Here is a 16,424-nt window from a genome sequence, read left to right on the forward strand (position 1 = left end):
CCGTGGTCAAGCCACGGTAATTTGTTTTTTGATTTTTCGGAATTAAAAATTTGTTAATTTAAGTGAGAGAGACAAGAAGCGTATGCATACAGGGGCAGTTTTTTATACCATTTTTTTAATCTTTGCTGGAGCAGCTATATTTTCAACATTGGTGCTCTATACCAAGCAGTCTCTACTCGTTGCATACATTTTATTAGGAGCTGCCTTAGGACCTTGGGGCTTAGGGCTCGTTGCTGATGTTAGTGTTGTCCAACAGGTAGGAGACGTTGGCATCGTATTTCTATTGTTCTTATTAGGCCTTCATTTGCAGCCGCAAAATTTAGTGCATATGTTACGAAAGATAACCTTGATTGCCGTTATCAGCTCAATATGCTTTGCTGTTCTTGCCTATTTAATAGGTCGCTGGTTTGGTTTGGAGAAAACCGAATCGTGGATTCTAGGGGCGGCCATGATGTTTTCAAGTACTATCATTGGCTTAAAACTGCTCCCTACAACGATCTTGCATCATCAACATACAGGTGAAGTGATGATCAGTGTGCTGTTAATGCAAGACGTGATTGCTATTATCGTTCTCATTTTAATTAATGGTGTTCAGGGCGGGGGATTCTCCTGGAATGATTTACTCTTGGTTTGTCTTGCACTGCCAGCGCTTACTTTGTTCGGTTTTGCGGTAGAGCGTTATATTTTGGTGAGATTGTTAGCTCGTTTTGATCGTACCCAAGAGTACGTTTTTTTATTATCAATAGGTTGGTGTTTGGGAATGTCAGTTCTTGCACAGAGATTAGGGTTGACGGAAGATATTGGTGCCTTCATAGCGGGTGTAACACTGGCTTCAAGTCCAATTTCACTTTATATTGCTGAAAGTCTGAAGCCTCTTCGTGACTTTTTTCTGGTAATGTTTTTCTTTGCAATTGGTGCGACGTTTAACTTTGGTTTTGCTGCCCAGGTGGTTATACCTGCTTTTATTCTAGCTGTTTTAATGTTGGTTATTAAGCCAATTCTCTTTAATTTACTTCTGAGTAAAGCCGGTGAAAAGAAACCCGTGGCGAGAGAAGTTGGTGTACGATTAGGGCAAGCAAGTGAGTTCTCTTTGCTAGTAGCCAGTGTCTCCTTAAGTACCAAGCTGATTTCCGAAGTAGCGGCAAATCTGATACAAGCAACAACAATCTTAACCTTTATCGTCTCTTCTTATTGGGTGGTGTTAAAATACCCAACACCAATAGCCTTGTCTGATAAAATGCGTAAGGATTAAAAATGAAATTATTTGTTATTGTCCTTTGTTTGTTGAGCGAGCGTTACCTCATCCATGCTGTATCACACAATAGATTCTATTGGTTCTCATCCTACTTTGCCGCTATTAGCCAAAAATGGGTAGCAGCAGAAACCTCATTTCTTATCCAGGCTTCAGTTCTAGCTCTTGTAGTACTCATTCCGGTGGTGATTGTTTGGCTACTATTGTACATTTTTGGTCATTTGCTGTTTGGTTTTATAGGATTTCTACTTAATCTGGTAATTTTTTATTATTGCTTAGGCCCACAAAATCCTTTTTATCCAGTTCGAAGTGAGGAACAGGAAAATGAAACGATGGTGGGTGATTATTTTGCTAAAGTTAATGGAGAACTTTTTGCAGTTATTTTCTGGTACATTGTTGCTGGGCCCATAGGAATACTTGTTTATCGACTCATTTCGTTATGTAGCGAGCAATCATTAACTGCAAAACTGGCTCAAACAATTACTGATGTTTTGGATTGGATTCCTGCTAGGCTGACACTTTTGTTATATTTGTTGGTTGGAAATTTCCAAAGAGGGATTGGTTTTTTCATGGGAATGTTTTTTGCATCCCCAGAAAAAAATGATGACTTATTAAGTCAGGGTGGTTTATTGGCAGCACGTACGAATGAAACCGAAACAGTAATCTTGCCTTACGCTGAGAACTTGATGGAGCAGGCACTCGTTGTATATTTAGTTTTTTTGGCATTGTTTACCCTTACGTCTTGGCTATAACGAACAACCATAATTGACGAGTGAATGATGATAAAACTTATTTGCATATTGTGTTGTGTCTTCCTTGTTTCGTGTACTTATATGATGAGCGCACAAGAGAAAAACAAAATAGCTTCTTGCCAAAGCTTGTGTGAAGCTAGAGCTCAAGCATGTAAACAAGCTTGTCGCAATAATTGCCGACAATGTTGTGCATCTTCAACGAGAACAACGGTGAAGAACTATAAGCGCTATAAAAATGAAGTCTGTGTAAAAGGGGATTTTCTCACACTTCAGTTGAATTCCTTTCGCGATCCACTACAATGCCGCAAAACAACTTGCGATTGTCGAGCCGATTACCAGGTTTGTATGCAGGCTTGCAGTGGGATGGTTTATAAAAGCTTGCAGCCAGTATGCCCCTGAAGCTTCAGATAGTGAGGAACATTCATGTTATATGAAAATAGTAATGACATAGACCCGATTGAAACACGTGAATGGCTGGATGCCTTACAGGCTGTACTCTCCGCTGATGGAAGCGAACGTGCCACATTTCTTTTACAAGAGCTCATTAAAAAAGCTAATGCCGAGGGAGTGAAACTGACAAGCTCCATTAATACCCCTTATTGTAATACCATTAGAACGCATGAAGAAAAATTAATGCCACCTGATGAGGGAATTGGTAAGCGAATTGCTGCTCTTATTCGATGGAATGCCGTAGCCATGGTTTTGCGTGCAGGTAAATATGCTCCAGAATTGGGTGGACATATCGCTACTTACGCTTCAGCAGCCACCTTATATGAAGTTGGGTTTAATTATTTCTTCAAAGGACCAAAGGGAGAAAATGGTGGGGATTTAATTTATTTCCAAGGACATTCTTCCCCAGGAATCTACGCACGTGCCTTTCTGGAAGGGCGATTGTCTGAGGAACAATTAGATCACTTCAGGCAAGAAGTCGAAGTGAATGGCCTGTCTTCATATCCTCATCCTTGGCTAATGGGAGATTTTTGGCAGTTCCCTACAGTGTCGATGGGTTTGGGGCCCTTACAGGCAATATATCAGGCTCGTTTTCTTAAATACCTTGAAAATCGTGGCCTAATCAAGGCCGAGGGTCGCAAAGTCTGGGCTTTTCTTGGTGATGGAGAGATGGATGAACCTGAATCAGTAGGGGCGTTATCCATTGCTGCGCGTGAAAAGTTAGATAATCTGATTTTTGTAGTCAATTGTAATTTACAACGACTTGATGGCCCCGTTCGTGGTAATGGCAAAATAATTCAAGAATTAGAGGGATTATTTCGTGGGGCAGGGTGGAATGTAATTAAAGTCATCTGGGGCGGGCGTTGGGATCCGCTATTTGCTCGTGATGACAAGGGTATAATGCAAAAGCGCATGGAAGAATGCGTGGATGGTGATTATCAAGCTTATAAAGCCAATGATGGTGCCTATGTTCGCAAGCATTTTTTTGGTCAGTATCCTGAGCTTAAAAAAATGGTTGAAAATATGTCAGATGATGAAATCTGGCGTCTGAATCGCGGAGGCCACGATCCACAAAAAGTCTATGCTGCCTATGCCCAAGCAGTTGAACATCGAGGTAACCCTACCGTGATCTTGGCTAAAACCATTAAAGGCTATGGTATGGGGGCTGCTGGGGAGGGTCTAAATATTACCCACCAACAGAAAAAAATGTCCATCGAACAATTGCGAGCGTTTAGAGACCGATTTAGCATTCCAATAAGTGACGATAAGATCACAGAAATCCCCTTTTATCGTCCCGATGCTAGCAGTCCGGAAATTCAATATTTGCATAAACAAAGAGAGGCTTTGGGTGGTTCTTTGCCAATACGTGAGAGTCAATTTAAACCTCTTAAAGTGCCTCAACTGTCTGCCTTTGACACGATTACTCAAAGCACGGGTGAGCGTGAGATCTCTACGACTATGGCTTTTGTTCGTATATTATCTACGCTGCTTAAAGACAAGGAATTGGGTAAAAGAATCGTCCCCATTGTGCCAGATGAATGCCGAACATTCGGGATGGAGGGTTTGTTTCGCCAGATTGGTATCTACTCACCCGTAGGTCAGCTATATACTCCTGTCGATCATGAGCAGGTAATGTATTACCGAGAAGCCAAAGACGGACAAATACTTGAGGAAGGGATTAATGAGGCGGGTGCTTTTTGCTCTTGGATGGCGGCAGGGACATCCTATAGCTCGAATAGACTACCCATGATCCCCTTTTATATTTATTACTCCATGTTTGGTTTCCAGCGAATTGGAGATTTGGCCTGGGCTGCAGGTGATATGCAGGCTCGTGGATTTTTATTAGGCGGAACAGCGGGTAGAACCACACTCGCGGGAGAGGGTCTGCAGCATCAGGATGGACACAGTCATATTCTGGCTTCGACGATCCCTAACTGTGTTTCCTATGATCCAACATTTGCCTACGAATTGGCAGTAATTATCCAGCATGGTTTATATCGAATGTATGAAAAGCAAGATAACGTTTTTTACTACATTACCGTAATGAATGAAAACTACACCCATCCAGATATGCCCAAGGGAGTGGAAGAGGGAATTATCAAAGGAATGTACTTGTTGCAGGAATCTAAAAAACCAAGCAAAAAACATGTGCAGCTAATGGGAAGCGGTACTATCTTGCGTGAAGTTATTGCAGCGGCAAAAATGCTCGATGAAGATTTTGGGGTCAGTTCGGATGTATGGAGTGTAACAAGCTTCAATGAGTTAAGACGTGATGGATTGGCAGTGGAACGCCATAATCGTATGCATCCCAAAGATAAGCCAAAGCAAAGTTATGTCAGTGAGCAGTTAGCCGGTCGAAAAGGGCCAGTCATTGCAGCTACTGATTATATACGTTTATATGCAGATCAAATTCGACCATTTATTTCTGCGCCGTTTATTAGTTTGGGTACTGACGGTTATGGACGCAGTGACACTCGGGAGCGCCTGCGCTATTTCTTTGAAGTTGATGCCAAATTCATTGTTATTGCTGTTCTAGATGCTTTAGCACAACAAGATGTGTTATCAAAGTCAATGGTTGTGGATGCAATGAAACGTTATGGCATTGATAGTAAAAAACCAAACCCAGTGACCCAATGAGTGATTCCTGTTTAATATGCAAACCCCTGCATAAGTCATACACTGTAGGGTTCTGTGCTGAGGATAGATATGGTAGATGAGATTAAAATAAAAGTCCCTGATATTGGTGGCGCAACAAACGTTGATGTGATTGAGATCATGGTAAAGCCAGGGGATGAAATCAGTAAGGACACAGCGCTAATTACCCTGGAATCTGACAAGGCAAGCATGGAAATTCCATCGCCAGAGGCAGGAAAGGTCAAGGGTATCCATGTCAAACTTGGAGATAAGGTATCAGAAGGTGATGTCATTTTAACTTTGGTGGGAGAGCCGTCGCAACCTGAGCAATCTCTTGAAACCAAGTCTCCTCCTGCAGAGAAAGCCGAGATAAAGCAAGCACCTCCGGTCTTTGAAGCGGAGAAAGTACCTGCGCCAGGTAGACAAACCATAGAGGTTCGTGTGCCAGATATCGGTGGGGCAACGGATGTTGACGTTATTGACATTATGGTAAGTACAGGGCAAACCATTGTGAAGGAGCAATCCCTTATTACCCTTGAAGGGGATAAGGCGACTATGGATATTCCTTCACCTGCTAGTGGCGTTATTGAAGATATTGCTGTCAAAGTGGGCGATAAAGTTTCTCAAGACACACTCATTTTAATGCTTAAAACAGAACAAGATATTGCAGAAGCTCCATCTATGCCCTCTGCAGCAACCGAAGTGATGCCTAAGGAAATTGAAAAAGAAAACGTGCAGCAACCTGTAACCCAGCCTTCGACGGTTCCACCAACGGCAGAAGGGAGGGGGATAAATATTCCTGCGGGTCCAGCAGTACGTCGAATGGCACGAGAGTTTGGTATTAACTTAGCTGAAGTCCAAGGTAGTGGGCGAAAATCAAGAATTACTAAAGAAGATCTTCAACATTATGTCAAAACAAGATTAAGCGAAAAGCCAGCTGCAGGATTCTCACTACCATCAACTCCTACGATTGACTTCAGCAAATTTGGTGAAATTGAAACGAAGCCATTAAATAAAATCAAACGTATAACAGGGATCAATGTTCATCGTTCATGGATTACCGTTCCTCATGTGACTCAGTTTGATGAAGCGGATATCACTGAACTAGAAGCATTTAGAAAGTCAGAAACAGAAAACGCCAAACAATCAGGTTACAAGCTAACAATTCTTGCTTTTGTCACCAAAGTAGTCAGTAAAGCATTGGCAGTATATCCTCAATTCAATGCTTCTCTTGATGCAACCGGTGAGAATTTAATCTACAAACATTATTATCATATTGGCATCGCTGTGGATACGCCAAATGGTTTGGTGGTTCCTGTTATTCGCGATGTTAATCGGTTGTCAGTAAGCGACATTGCTTTGGAGATGGGACGATTAAGCGCTAAAGCTCGTGAAAAAGGGTTAACGCCTGCAGATATGAGCGGGGGCTGTTTTACTATTTCAAGCTTGGGCGGTCTGGGAGGAACGGCATTTACCCCAATCGTAAATAGTCCTGAGGTTGCGATTCTAGGTCTTTCACGATCGAGCATGAAGCCTGTGTATGAGAAAGAGGAATTTAAACCGCGACTGATGTTACCCTTATCCCTTTCTTATGATCATCGAGTGATTGATGGCGCTGAGGCTGCACGATTTACGCGATTCATTGCTGAGTCACTTGCAGATATTCGGCGGATTTTGCTCTGAGAAATTAACAATTAAAGTAGTTTGATAATTAAAGAGGCGTGAGATGGCTGGAATTAAAACAGAAGTAATCGTGTTAGGTAGTGGTCCTGGTGGTTATACAGCGGCATTTCGTGCTGCCGATTTAGGTAAGAAAGTTGTTCTTGTTGAGCGCTTCGATTCTTTAGGGGGTGTTTGTTTAAACGTCGGTTGTATCCCTTCGAAAGCCTTGCTTCATATTGCCAAAGTAATCGATGAGGCTCATGAAATGGCAGAACAAGGTGTTACTTTTGGTAAGCCAAAGTTGGACAATAAAAAGTTGGTTGCTTGGAAGAATTCTGTGGTTGGTAAGCTTACTGGTGGGTTAAAGGTGCTCACTAAGCAACGTAAAGTTGAGGTAGTTACTGGGATTGCGAAATTCTCTGGTGCACATCAGGTGATTGTTGAAGGAAAAGATGGCAAAACAACCGTCGATTTTGAAAATGCTATCATTGCTGTTGGTAGTGAGTCGATAAAGCTCCCCTTCATTCCTGAAGATCCTCGTATTTTTAGCTCAACGGGGGCATTGGAGCTTGCTGATATTAAAGGAAATTTATTAGTCATTGGTGGTGGTATTATTGGTCTTGAAATGGCAACGGTTTATTCAGCTATGGGTGTTGATGTGACAGTGGTTGAATTCATGGATCAATTAATGCCTGGCGCCGATGCTGATCTGGTCAATGTCTTACAAAAGAGAATGACTAAAAAAGGAACCAAGATTTTATTGAAGACTAAGGTTACTTCTGTAGAAGCTAAAAAAGATGGCATTTATGTGTCTATGGAAGGCCAACATGCCACCGACAAGCCACTATGTTTTCAACAGGTATTGGTATCTGTAGGAAGAAAGCCCAATGGTGGCACTATCGATGCGCATAAAGCTGGTGTCAATGTCGATGAGCGGGGCTTCATTAAGGTTGATAATCAGCTACGCACGAATGTAACACATATTTTCGCGATCGGTGATGTGATTGGTCAACCCATGTTAGCGCACAAAGCTATCCCAGAAGGACGAGTGGCAGCAGAGGTCATAGCTGGTATGAAGCATTACTTTGATCCCAAATGTATTGCTAATGTGGCTTATACGGATCCTGAGGTGGCATGGACCGGGCTTACTGAGAAAGAGGCCAAGGAGAAAGGTATTGCCTATGAAAAAGGCACGGTCCCTTGGGTTGCGAGTGGACGGGCTCTAAGCATGGGACGTGAAGAAGGAATGACCAAATTGCTCTTCTGCCCTGAGACCAATCGTATTCTTGGTGCTGGGGTTGTGGGTATCAATGCCGGCGATTTAATTGCTGAAACTTCATTGGCAATTGAAATGGGTTGTGATGTGGAGGATATCGCCTTGACAATTCATCCTCATCCTACATTATCTGAGTCAATAGCGTTAGCGGCTGAGGTTTTTGAAGGCACAATTACTGATTTGTATTTACCGAAGAAAAAGAAAGAATAATCGACTAATGCTCTAACGCTAATACTCGCTCTTCAGGTTAATATAACAAACGAATGTGTCGAATTACCGTGGTCAAGCCACGGTAATTCGGTGAGCTATAAAGTCAAGCAATAAAAACTTGAATGTCGAGTAATACATCAAAGGTCCTCATGGTTTTGCAACATAAGGGCTTTTAAAGAACAGAAACAGATTTTTTCTCAACTTCACTCTCTTTTTTCCTAGAAACGACCATACTATCTTTGTGGTATATTTTTAAATAGTGATTAAGGCAGATACAACATGACATTTAAGATACGCCCAATGCAACAAAGCGATATAGACAGGGTGTATACGATTGAAAAGTCTTCGCACCTTGCTCCTTGGAGTCGTGATATATTGAGTGATTGTGTATTAGTTGGTTATGATTGCCGCGTTTTGGAAACAATCACTAAATCCGCTAAACAAATAGTCGGTTATATCATTTGTCGTAAAAGCCTCAATATCTGTCATATTCTTAATTTGTGTGTTGATATTTCAGCTCAAAGAAAAGGTTATGGCCAGAAATTATTACAGGCAGTATTGAATTCACTTGCTGGTTCTCAATTTGATACTGTCATTTTAGAAGTTCGACCAAGCAATAAAGCGGCATTGAGATTGTATGAAAAATTTGGCTTTCAAAAAGATACCGTAAAAGAAGCCTATTATAAAGATGAGCATGGCGAAGAGGATGCTATTCTTTTGAAAAGGGTCATTAGTAAGCAAAAATTACTCAAAAATAAAGCCGAATAGTTTGAAACCTATTCGGCAATCTTTTCATTAAACGACTACATTAAATTCTGAAATCAACTCAGAAATACTCTTGACTTGTGTCCATGATTGTTCTCTTTGACCAAAGAATCTGTAAAGGCCGTATTCCTCTTTTGCTTGTTTCTCTTCTTTAATCAACTTACTTGCTACCTTATCATCGATAAAAGTAAGCTCAAAGTTCTTTAGAACAAATTCAGCTTGCTCCATGTCAGTGATTTTAATCACTGGAGATCTCGGAAAACCGAAGCAAGGTTCTAAATATCTTCCTTCCATTTCTTCTAATCTTTCTAGAAGTTGATTAGCTGCTGTAAAGTCAATTAAAGTTTCTTTTGTAACTTTTTGGATCATTTTAAACTCTGCACCATTCAGGGCTGGGATTTGAATAGTGAAACGAGTTTGTTTATAGTTTGGATTCACATAGGCTGGTCCATAATATAGTCCTAATTTGGATGCTACCTTTCTAATCATGAATACGTCGTGTTTCTCAATGACACTTTTTTTGCCATTAGGAACAACACCACTTACTTCACACTCCTTAGCCACATCCCAATCCTTTTCTTGATCTTTGGCAACTGTTACCTCGCGTTGACCTTTTAATTTTTCTACTGATTCTGTGACATCGATGGAAATTTTAGGCACGTTGCTTACAACAACCATGCCTCCAATGCCGGCAAAGTTTGCTGCTATGTTGTCGTACTTAGTCGTTGAAATGAACTTATAGTTTCCGTTGAAAACAGTGGAATAATCTTCGATGCTATTCTTATCTCCTCTGGGGGTATATAAGTTTAAAAATTCTAAATTTTTAAGGCTTCGTATACCGCGAAAAACGACTGACATTGGATGAAACGCTGCGTCATTATTTCCGGTTATCTCTGAATGATGTTGGAGGCGGCCCTGAAGCACGCCTGACATGTCAGGTGTGCTTGAGATGATTGGCGCATTTGATGTGCTTGAAAACAATCGATGTGAGCAAGTATAACCAAAATCATTAGAACTAGAATGTCCTAATAATAGTGATGACCCTTCATTGAGTAAGATTTTTGATTTATCACTTGCCAATATTGTTTGCATATTGGATCTATTACGCATAGCTAGTTACCTCTAATTTGGTTGTCAATATTGTTTTAATTTTGAGCACAAATATATCCGCATGAACATTAAGAAAACCTTAAAAGGCGTATTGAAAGATCATATAGTCTGTATAAAAATTTATGATTAAGAGGAAGAATAACGAGATAAGCTATTGAATTATAAAAAGTTATAGTTTCTGCTAAAGGAAAGAAAAGGGGAGCGAAAGTAATTTATTTTGTAAAATATCTTATTTGCTGAAAGAAATTTATGGTGCTCATTGAAGAATGAGCTCACTGCAATCTTTGTAAAAACTCTTGTAGATGTTTTTTTCCAGATTCATTTTGCAAATAAGTACGCAAATTCTGCATGGCTTGAGCATATTCATCCTGAATTAATGCTCCACGCATTAATTCAAAGCGTAGGTAAACACAGTAGGTATTTAAAACATCTGTTTCACAATAATCTCGAATATTCTTCAAATTCCCAAGACGGTATTGTTCCCATACTTTTGCACCGCTCATACCCATCTTTCCAGGAAAACCTAGCATTGAGGCAATTTCATCAAGAGGTGCATAGGCTTTGCTTTGATAAGCAGCCAATATATCCATAAGATCGAGATGACGATAATGAAAACGATTTAAATAATTGTTCCAGCGAAAATGCTGCTGGTTCTCTCCATTTTCCCAATAAATAGGAGCAGAAATACCATGCAGAAGGGAACGATAGTGAAGCACTGGTAAGTCAAAACCACAGCCATTCCAACTCACTAAGGTGGGGGTATATTTTTCGATACCCGAAAAGAAACGATGAATTAAATCTTTTTCATCAGATGCTTCATCGCCCAATGACCAAACTTTAAGCTGAGAACCTTGGCTCAATACCAGGGAAATTGCAACAATTTTTTGTAGATAATGAGGAAGAAAATCGCTCCCAGATTTCATTCGTCGTAGGGCAAAGAGAGCGAGGGCAGTGTCTTCATCGGATAAGTTTTGCAAGTCATATAATTTTCTCCCCGTCTCAACGTCGGGGATGGTTTCTATATCGAATACTAAAGTGCTCATTAATCTACCAAAGGAGTTATCATTCTTGAATATTTTTCTCGAATATTTCTGTCTCTTCTACACACAAGTTCGATGAGAACCCGTCATGACGTGATTCTTGTATAAGATACAGCGCTGCGCTCAGGACGGTCAAGCTATGGTAATTCGGGTTTTAAATTTATCAAATTAAAAAACTTGGCGATCGAGTTTCAATTTACCCGTATTTTTGTTACTAATACGCTCATCAATAATAGTAGTAATAATAATAAAAATGAAATTAAGATTATTAGGTTTGGCCATCTGTACTCTATTACTTGTCTCTTGTGCCTCTCGTCCTCCACGTGATGTGAACAATATTTGTAGTGTGTTCCATCAATATCCTAAATGGTATCGTGCTGCCGCAGACGTTGAACGTCGTTGGAAGGTGCCTGTGGCTGTACAGATGGCAATTATTCATCAAGAATCAAAGTTTAATGGTAGGGCAAAACCACCGCGTAGAAAATTATTGTGGGTTATTCCCTGGAAGAGACCCTCTACAGCTTATGGCTACACCCAAGCGCTTCGTTCCACGTGGGCTGTTTATAAAAATGCCTCCAATGGCGGTAGTATGTGGGCTTCACGCGGTGCGTTTTCTGATGCGGTTGATTTTGTTGGCTGGTATGCGAATGAAGCGAATAAACGTGCGGGTATTCCACGTAACGATGCCTATCAGCTATATTTAGCCTACCATGAGGGAATCGGTGGTTATCAACGCCGCACTTACTTAAGAAAACCGTGGTTGATTCAGGTTGCGCGCAAAGTTAAGACGCGTTCACAAATCTTCCAGGCCCAATTAAATCAATGTCGAGGTAGTTTGCCCAGACGATCGTGGCTTAGACACTAGTATCTTGTCATATACATTGGGCTAACTAATGACATCCGCTTCCCAAAACGGTAGGATAGTGAGCAAATTTAAGTAGGAGTTTTTAATGCGTTTAATGCTTTTGGGTGGGCCAGGTGCAGGTAAAGGAACTCAGGCGCTGAAATTAATTCAACATTTTAACATTCCCCAAATCTCCACTGGGGACATGTTGCGTGCTGCAGTTGCTGCTGGAACCGAATTGGGTAAAAGCGCAAAAAAAATAATGGATGAAGGAAAACTGGTTTCAGATGATATTATCATTGGCTTGGTGAAAGAACGTATACAACAACCGGATTGTAGCAATGGTTTTCTATTTGATGGTTTCCCTCGAACTATCCCACAAGCGGATGCATTAAAGAACGCGCACATCAAGATTGATCATGTTATTGAAATGGTAGTTCCTGATGAGGAAATCATTAATCGCATCAGTGGTCGGCTTGTCCATTTGCCCTCAGGGCGAGTATATCATTTGCAGTCGCGCCCCCCGAAGAAAGACTTCATTGATGATATTACAGGTGAACCTTTAACCCAACGCGATGATGATAAGGAAGAGACAATTAAAAAGCGGTTGGCGGTTTATCATCAGCAAACAGAGCCTCTAATTCATTATTATCAGCAGTGGGCACAAACGAAGAGTCCCGATGCACCTGAATTTCATCGGGTTACTGGAGTTGGCTCAGTTGATGATATTTTTTCGCAAATCTTAGCTTGTATCCATCATAAAGGAACATAAAGGAAGCCCATGCCAGTTAACAATTTAAAAACAGAACAATTTGAAGAATTAATTGAAAATAATAAACTGGTATTTATCGATTTTTGGGCGGAATGGTGCGCCCCCTGTAAGCAATTTGCAAAGATCTATGAAAAAATAGCCAAGGAAAACCCGCTCATTCAATTTACCAAAGTGAATATTGAAGAAGAGTCAGAATTAGCAGAAACGTTTCAAATACGCTCAATTCCTCATCTTATAATTTTTAAAGAAGGAATAGTTATTTATTCTGAAGCAGGCAGTATGCCGGAATCTGTTCTAAACGATCTCGTAAAGCAAGCTCTTAATGCCGATGTTAGTGACATTCGTGCAAAAATTGATAAGGGTGAACTTTAGAGCTTGTTAATTAATTCTACTAAAAATGAACACTAGCCGTCATTTGCTGCGCTTCGCTGCTCATTTACTCTCGTGTAAACTGCGCTGCGATGCTCGCAAATAACGTCTATTGTTCTATTTTTAGCGAATTAATTAACAAGCTCTTAGAGGACAGGTAATCGGTAAGAATCTCAATATTTTCTGAACCAAAATTTAAGCCTTTTTTCGTCCGTCGCCATAGAATATCCTCACAATTTTGCGCCCATTCTTCACGACAGAGGTAATCTACTTCTATTTGGTATAATCCATTGCTGAAATCCTGGCCTAGATGAGACATTTGGCTGCAATCAGCTAACAGCAATTCAGTACGTGTTCCATAACTTGCAAGATAATGCTCTTTAATCTCATTTGTGAGCCAGTGGTATTTTTCTCTTGCGTAGATCAAATAATCTTTATAAGACATGCCATTAAGCTCTGAGCCTGGCAATACAATGTCATTACTCTGCGATTCTTTGAGGTAAGGGAAAACGGTTTTTAACTCATCGACAACTTCCGAAGCAAGTTGGCGATAAGTAGTAATTTTTCCCCCATAAATGGTTACCGATGGTGCTGGTGATGCATTGTAAGAATAAGAGTAATCTCGGCTTAAGGTTTTGAGTTCTCCATCTGCTGCGATCAATGGTCTTACACCACTCCAAGTATAAATAATATCCTCTTTTTGGATCTCGCATCTAAGGTAACTGTTCACCAAGTTACGTAGATAGTCAACTTCTTCCGCTGAGATATGAACCTCGTCCAAGGAGCCATTAAAGGCTACATCGGTTGTTCCTATCATGGTATAACCTTGGTAAGGCACAATGAATACAATCCTTTGATCCTTATGTTGCAGCAGATATGCATGCTTCCCCTCGTACAGTTTATGCACAACCAGATGGCTTCCCTTCACCAGAGACATTTTGAATTTATCAGGAATATTTAATAGCCGATTCATGGGTTCTACCCAGGGGCCTGAGGCATTAATAACTGCTTTTGCCTTGACGCAACCTTTTCGACCTTCTTGATTTGTAATATCCAAATGCCAGATCCCATTCACAACGTTAGCTGTTGTGATCTTGGTATAATTGCAAATAATTGCACCATGATCCTTTGCCTGAAGCGCATTTGTAATTGTTAATCTGGAATCATCAGTCGTACAATCATAAAAGAGAAATCCTTTTCTCAATTGTTCTTGCAGAGGAGAAAAATAGGTTGAGCTTTTTTTTCGCAAGATGAATTTACTTCGCGGTAATTTATTTTTGCGGCTCAAATTATCGTAGAGGAACAATCCTGTTCGTAATAACCAAGCTGGGCGCATGTTTTCCTGGTAGGGTAGCACGAAAGGTATAGGGTGCACGAGATGGGGAGCCAACCGTAACAAATTCTGACGCTCATCCAACGCTTTTTTGACCAACCGAAAATCGTAGTGTTCAAGATAGCGTAATCCACCATGAATTAATTTACTGCTACTGGATGAGGTTTTAGAAGCAAGGTCATCTTTTTCCAAAAGGATGACTGACAAACCACGCAGCGCAGCATCGGCAGCTGTACCACAGCCATTGATGCCTCCGCCTATCACGGCCACGTCAAAAACCTGTTCCATTCATGATCTCCGAAAACATGTAAAACCATGCAAATTTGTTGTAAATTCAGTTGATTCTAGGACTGATTGAGCTAGGGGACGTTCTCTAAGTTTAGTTAGTTTTAAGAGAAGTTATCCTAGATAAGGATCTAATTATCATTATTAGGAAATTAAAGCAATGAACTATCTTCTTGCCATTGATCAGGGAACAAGCAGCACCAGGGCAATGATTTACAGCCCTACAGGTCAACTAATAACCTCTAGTCAATATTCTCTGACGCAACTCTATCCTCAGCCTGGTTGGGTAGAACATGATCCTGAGGAAATTTGGAAGAAAACCCTACAGGCTATAAAAGATGTGGTAACAAACGTTGGAGCAGAAAAAGTCCTTGCTTGTGGGATCACGAACCAACGTGAGACCACCGTTGTTTGGGATAAACAGTCGGGAAAATGCTTAGCGCATGCCATCGTTTGGCAAGACAGGCGCACAGAAGCATTTTGTCAATCCCTTTCCGATTTAAGCAATTTATTGCAACAAAAAGCAGGCTTATTGCCAGATCCTTACTTTTCAGCTAGCAAATTGCATTGGCTCTTAGAAAATATCCCAGAAGCGCGTACTTTGGCTACCAAAAATCAACTCGCATTTGGTACGATAGATAGCTTCCTAATCTGGCGTCTTACCAATGGGCGATCCCATTTAACTGACGTGACGAATGCCTCAAGAACCTTGTTGTTTAATATTCATAACCGTCAGTGGGATGAAGAATTATTAGCGTTGTTTCAGATCCCCATGTCGGTTTTACCAGAGGTTTGCCCTAGTGACGCTCAGTTTGGAGTAATCGATAAAGAGCATTTAGGAGCACCTATTCCTATCACCGGAGTGGCAGGTGACCAGCAAGCCGCTTTGATTGGGCAACGTTGTTTTGCCAATGGGATGATAAAAGCTACCTTTGGGACTGGCGGGTTTTTGTTGATGAATACTGGTTCGAAACCAGTAAGGTCAGAACATCGTTTGTTAACCACAATAGCTTATCAAATCAAAGGAGATCTGGCTTATGGATTAGAAGGCAGTCTCTATCATGCGGGTACTACTGTAAAATGGTTGCGTGATGAAATGAAGTTGATTGAAACTGCAGCAGAAACTGAAGCTCTCGCGAAAAGTTTGGACAGCAATGAGGGAGTGTATTTACTGCCGACATTTACAGGTTTGGGTGCTCCTCATTGGCTTTCAACGTCAGGTGCGACCATCATAGGGTTAATTAGAACAAGCAACAGAGCACATTTCGCCCGAGCTGCACTTGAAAGTGTTGGTTACTTAACTAGAGATGTTCTCTCCTGCATGCGGGATGATAGCGGGCTTAAGTTAGGTTTATTGCGTGTGGATGGGGGTATGGCAGTCAATCAATGGTTTTTGCAATTCTTGGCTTCGCAATGTGGGTTAACAGTGCAGCGGCCTCAAGATATTGAAACCACTGCACAGGGAGCAGCGATGCTTGCAGCATTGGGTTGTGGTTTAGTGAGTTCTATGGATGCTCTAGAAGAGAGCTGGATTTGTGAGAAAGAGTTTTATGCGAGCACAGAAACTGAGACGGTAGAGGCTGATTATCAAGGATGGAAAGCAGCTTTAGAGATGATAAAAGGTAAGGTGATTTAGCCAATTAAGTGTAGTTGTGTAGCCTGGCTGCTTG

General features: G+C 41.0%; 13 protein-coding genes. 10 read left to right on the forward strand and 3 right to left on the reverse strand.

Translation table 11 applies throughout. From position 1 onward, the window contains the following. Positions 1-82: 82 nt before the first annotated feature. From CKV79_RS05090 to rimI, 6 genes are all read left to right on the forward strand, one after another. Positions 83-1,252, forward strand: a complete 1,170-nt coding sequence (locus tag CKV79_RS05090; RefSeq protein ID WP_028374036.1) for a cation:proton antiporter — start codon at positions 83-85, stop codon at positions 1,250-1,252. Positions 1,253-1,254: 2 nt separating this feature from the next. Further along, complete coding sequence (locus tag CKV79_RS05095) at positions 1,255-2,004, forward strand: regulatory signaling modulator protein AmpE (RefSeq protein WP_028374037.1); 750 nt, start codon at positions 1,255-1,257, stop codon at positions 2,002-2,004. A 423-nt stretch (positions 2,005-2,427) separates the two neighbouring features. After that, the gene (aceE, locus tag CKV79_RS05100) at positions 2,428-5,091 is read left to right on the forward strand and encodes a pyruvate dehydrogenase (acetyl-transferring), homodimeric type (protein WP_028374038.1); all 2,664 of its coding nucleotides are present in this window, start codon (positions 2,428-2,430) and stop codon (positions 5,089-5,091) included. A 69-nt stretch (positions 5,092-5,160) separates the two neighbouring features. Next, on the forward strand, positions 5,161-6,771 hold the full coding sequence (gene aceF, locus CKV79_RS05105; protein WP_028374039.1) for a dihydrolipoyllysine-residue acetyltransferase: 1,611 nt from the start codon (positions 5,161-5,163) through the stop codon (positions 6,769-6,771). Between the two features lie 43 nt (positions 6,772-6,814). Beyond that, entirely contained in the window at positions 6,815-8,236 is a 1,422-nt protein-coding gene (lpdA, locus tag CKV79_RS05110) for a dihydrolipoyl dehydrogenase (protein ID WP_028374040.1), read from the forward strand. Between the two features lie 279 nt (positions 8,237-8,515). Beyond that, a complete protein-coding gene (gene rimI / locus CKV79_RS05115) occupies positions 8,516-9,004 on the forward strand; it encodes a ribosomal protein S18-alanine N-acetyltransferase (RefSeq protein ID WP_028374041.1) in 489 nt (162 codons plus the stop codon). Positions 9,005-9,031: 27 nt separating this feature from the next. Here the strand turns inward: rimI and CKV79_RS05120 are convergent, their stop codons facing one another. Both CKV79_RS05120 and CKV79_RS05125 read right to left on the reverse strand, forming a co-directional pair. Beyond that, on the reverse strand, positions 9,032-10,093 hold the full coding sequence (locus tag CKV79_RS05120) for a hypothetical protein (RefSeq protein WP_028374042.1): 1,062 nt from the start codon (positions 10,091-10,093) through the stop codon (positions 9,032-9,034). Between the two features lie 290 nt (positions 10,094-10,383). Beyond that, positions 10,384-11,154, reverse strand: coding sequence for a 3'-5' exonuclease (locus tag CKV79_RS05125; RefSeq protein ID WP_028374043.1), 771 nt, complete (start codon positions 11,152-11,154; stop codon positions 10,384-10,386). 250 nt (positions 11,155-11,404) lie between these two features. Here CKV79_RS05125 and CKV79_RS05130 point away from each other — a divergent pair, with 250 nt between their 5' ends. The 3 genes from CKV79_RS05130 (at position 11,405) to trxA (ending at position 13,139) form a co-directional block, all read left to right on the forward strand. Beyond that, positions 11,405-12,016, forward strand: coding sequence for a transglycosylase SLT domain-containing protein (locus tag CKV79_RS05130; protein WP_028374044.1), 612 nt, complete (start codon positions 11,405-11,407; stop codon positions 12,014-12,016). A gap of 85 nt (positions 12,017-12,101) precedes the next feature. Beyond that, entirely contained in the window at positions 12,102-12,767 is a 666-nt protein-coding gene (adk, locus tag CKV79_RS05135; protein WP_028374045.1) for an adenylate kinase, read from the forward strand. Between the two features lie 9 nt (positions 12,768-12,776). Continuing rightward, a complete protein-coding gene (gene trxA / locus CKV79_RS05140; protein ID WP_028374046.1) occupies positions 12,777-13,139 on the forward strand; it encodes a thioredoxin in 363 nt (120 codons plus the stop codon). A gap of 106 nt (positions 13,140-13,245) precedes the next feature. On the opposite strand, the gene glpD is transcribed toward trxA, so the two are convergent. Continuing rightward, positions 13,246-14,757 carry a glycerol-3-phosphate dehydrogenase gene (gene glpD / locus CKV79_RS05145; protein WP_028374047.1) on the reverse strand — a complete coding sequence of 504 codons (1,512 nt, stop codon included), beginning with the start codon at positions 14,755-14,757 and terminating at the stop codon, positions 13,246-13,248. Positions 14,758-14,914: 157 nt separating this feature from the next. On the opposite strand from glpD, the gene glpK reads away from it, so the two are divergent. Beyond that, positions 14,915-16,390: a glycerol kinase GlpK gene (gene glpK, locus CKV79_RS05150; RefSeq protein WP_058387150.1), complete on the forward strand. Its 1,476-nt coding sequence runs from the start codon at positions 14,915-14,917 to the stop codon at positions 16,388-16,390. Positions 16,391-16,424 lie beyond the last annotated feature (34 nt).

This window comes from Legionella lansingensis (assembly GCF_900187355.1).
Taxonomy (GTDB): domain Bacteria; phylum Pseudomonadota; class Gammaproteobacteria; order Legionellales; family Legionellaceae; genus Tatlockia; species Tatlockia lansingensis.

What these genes read in the sequence shown, in the direction of transcription:
- CKV79_RS05090 (WP_028374036.1), top strand. Translation starts at nt 83, where the DNA reads ATGCATACAGGGGCAGTTTTTTATACCATTTTTTTAATCTTTGCTGGA.
- CKV79_RS05095 (WP_028374037.1), top strand. Translation starts at nt 1,255, where the DNA reads ATGAAATTATTTGTTATTGTCCTTTGTTTGTTGAGCGAGCGTTACCTC.
- aceE (WP_028374038.1), top strand. Translation starts at nt 2,428, where the DNA reads ATGTTATATGAAAATAGTAATGACATAGACCCGATTGAAACACGTGAA.
- aceF (WP_028374039.1), top strand. Translation starts at nt 5,161, where the DNA reads ATGGTAGATGAGATTAAAATAAAAGTCCCTGATATTGGTGGCGCAACA.
- lpdA (WP_028374040.1), top strand. Translation starts at nt 6,815, where the DNA reads ATGGCTGGAATTAAAACAGAAGTAATCGTGTTAGGTAGTGGTCCTGGT.
- rimI (WP_028374041.1), top strand. Translation starts at nt 8,516, where the DNA reads ATGACATTTAAGATACGCCCAATGCAACAAAGCGATATAGACAGGGTG.
- CKV79_RS05120 (WP_028374042.1), bottom strand. Translation starts at nt 10,093, where the DNA reads ATGCAAACAATATTGGCAAGTGATAAATCAAAAATCTTACTCAATGAA.
- CKV79_RS05125 (WP_028374043.1), bottom strand. Translation starts at nt 11,154, where the DNA reads ATGAGCACTTTAGTATTCGATATAGAAACCATCCCCGACGTTGAGACG.
- CKV79_RS05130 (WP_028374044.1), top strand. Translation starts at nt 11,405, where the DNA reads ATGAAATTAAGATTATTAGGTTTGGCCATCTGTACTCTATTACTTGTC.
- adk (WP_028374045.1), top strand. Translation starts at nt 12,102, where the DNA reads ATGCGTTTAATGCTTTTGGGTGGGCCAGGTGCAGGTAAAGGAACTCAG.
- trxA (WP_028374046.1), top strand. Translation starts at nt 12,777, where the DNA reads ATGCCAGTTAACAATTTAAAAACAGAACAATTTGAAGAATTAATTGAA.
- glpD (WP_028374047.1), bottom strand. Translation starts at nt 14,757, where the DNA reads ATGGAACAGGTTTTTGACGTGGCCGTGATAGGCGGAGGCATCAATGGC.
- glpK (WP_058387150.1), top strand. Translation starts at nt 14,915, where the DNA reads ATGAACTATCTTCTTGCCATTGATCAGGGAACAAGCAGCACCAGGGCA.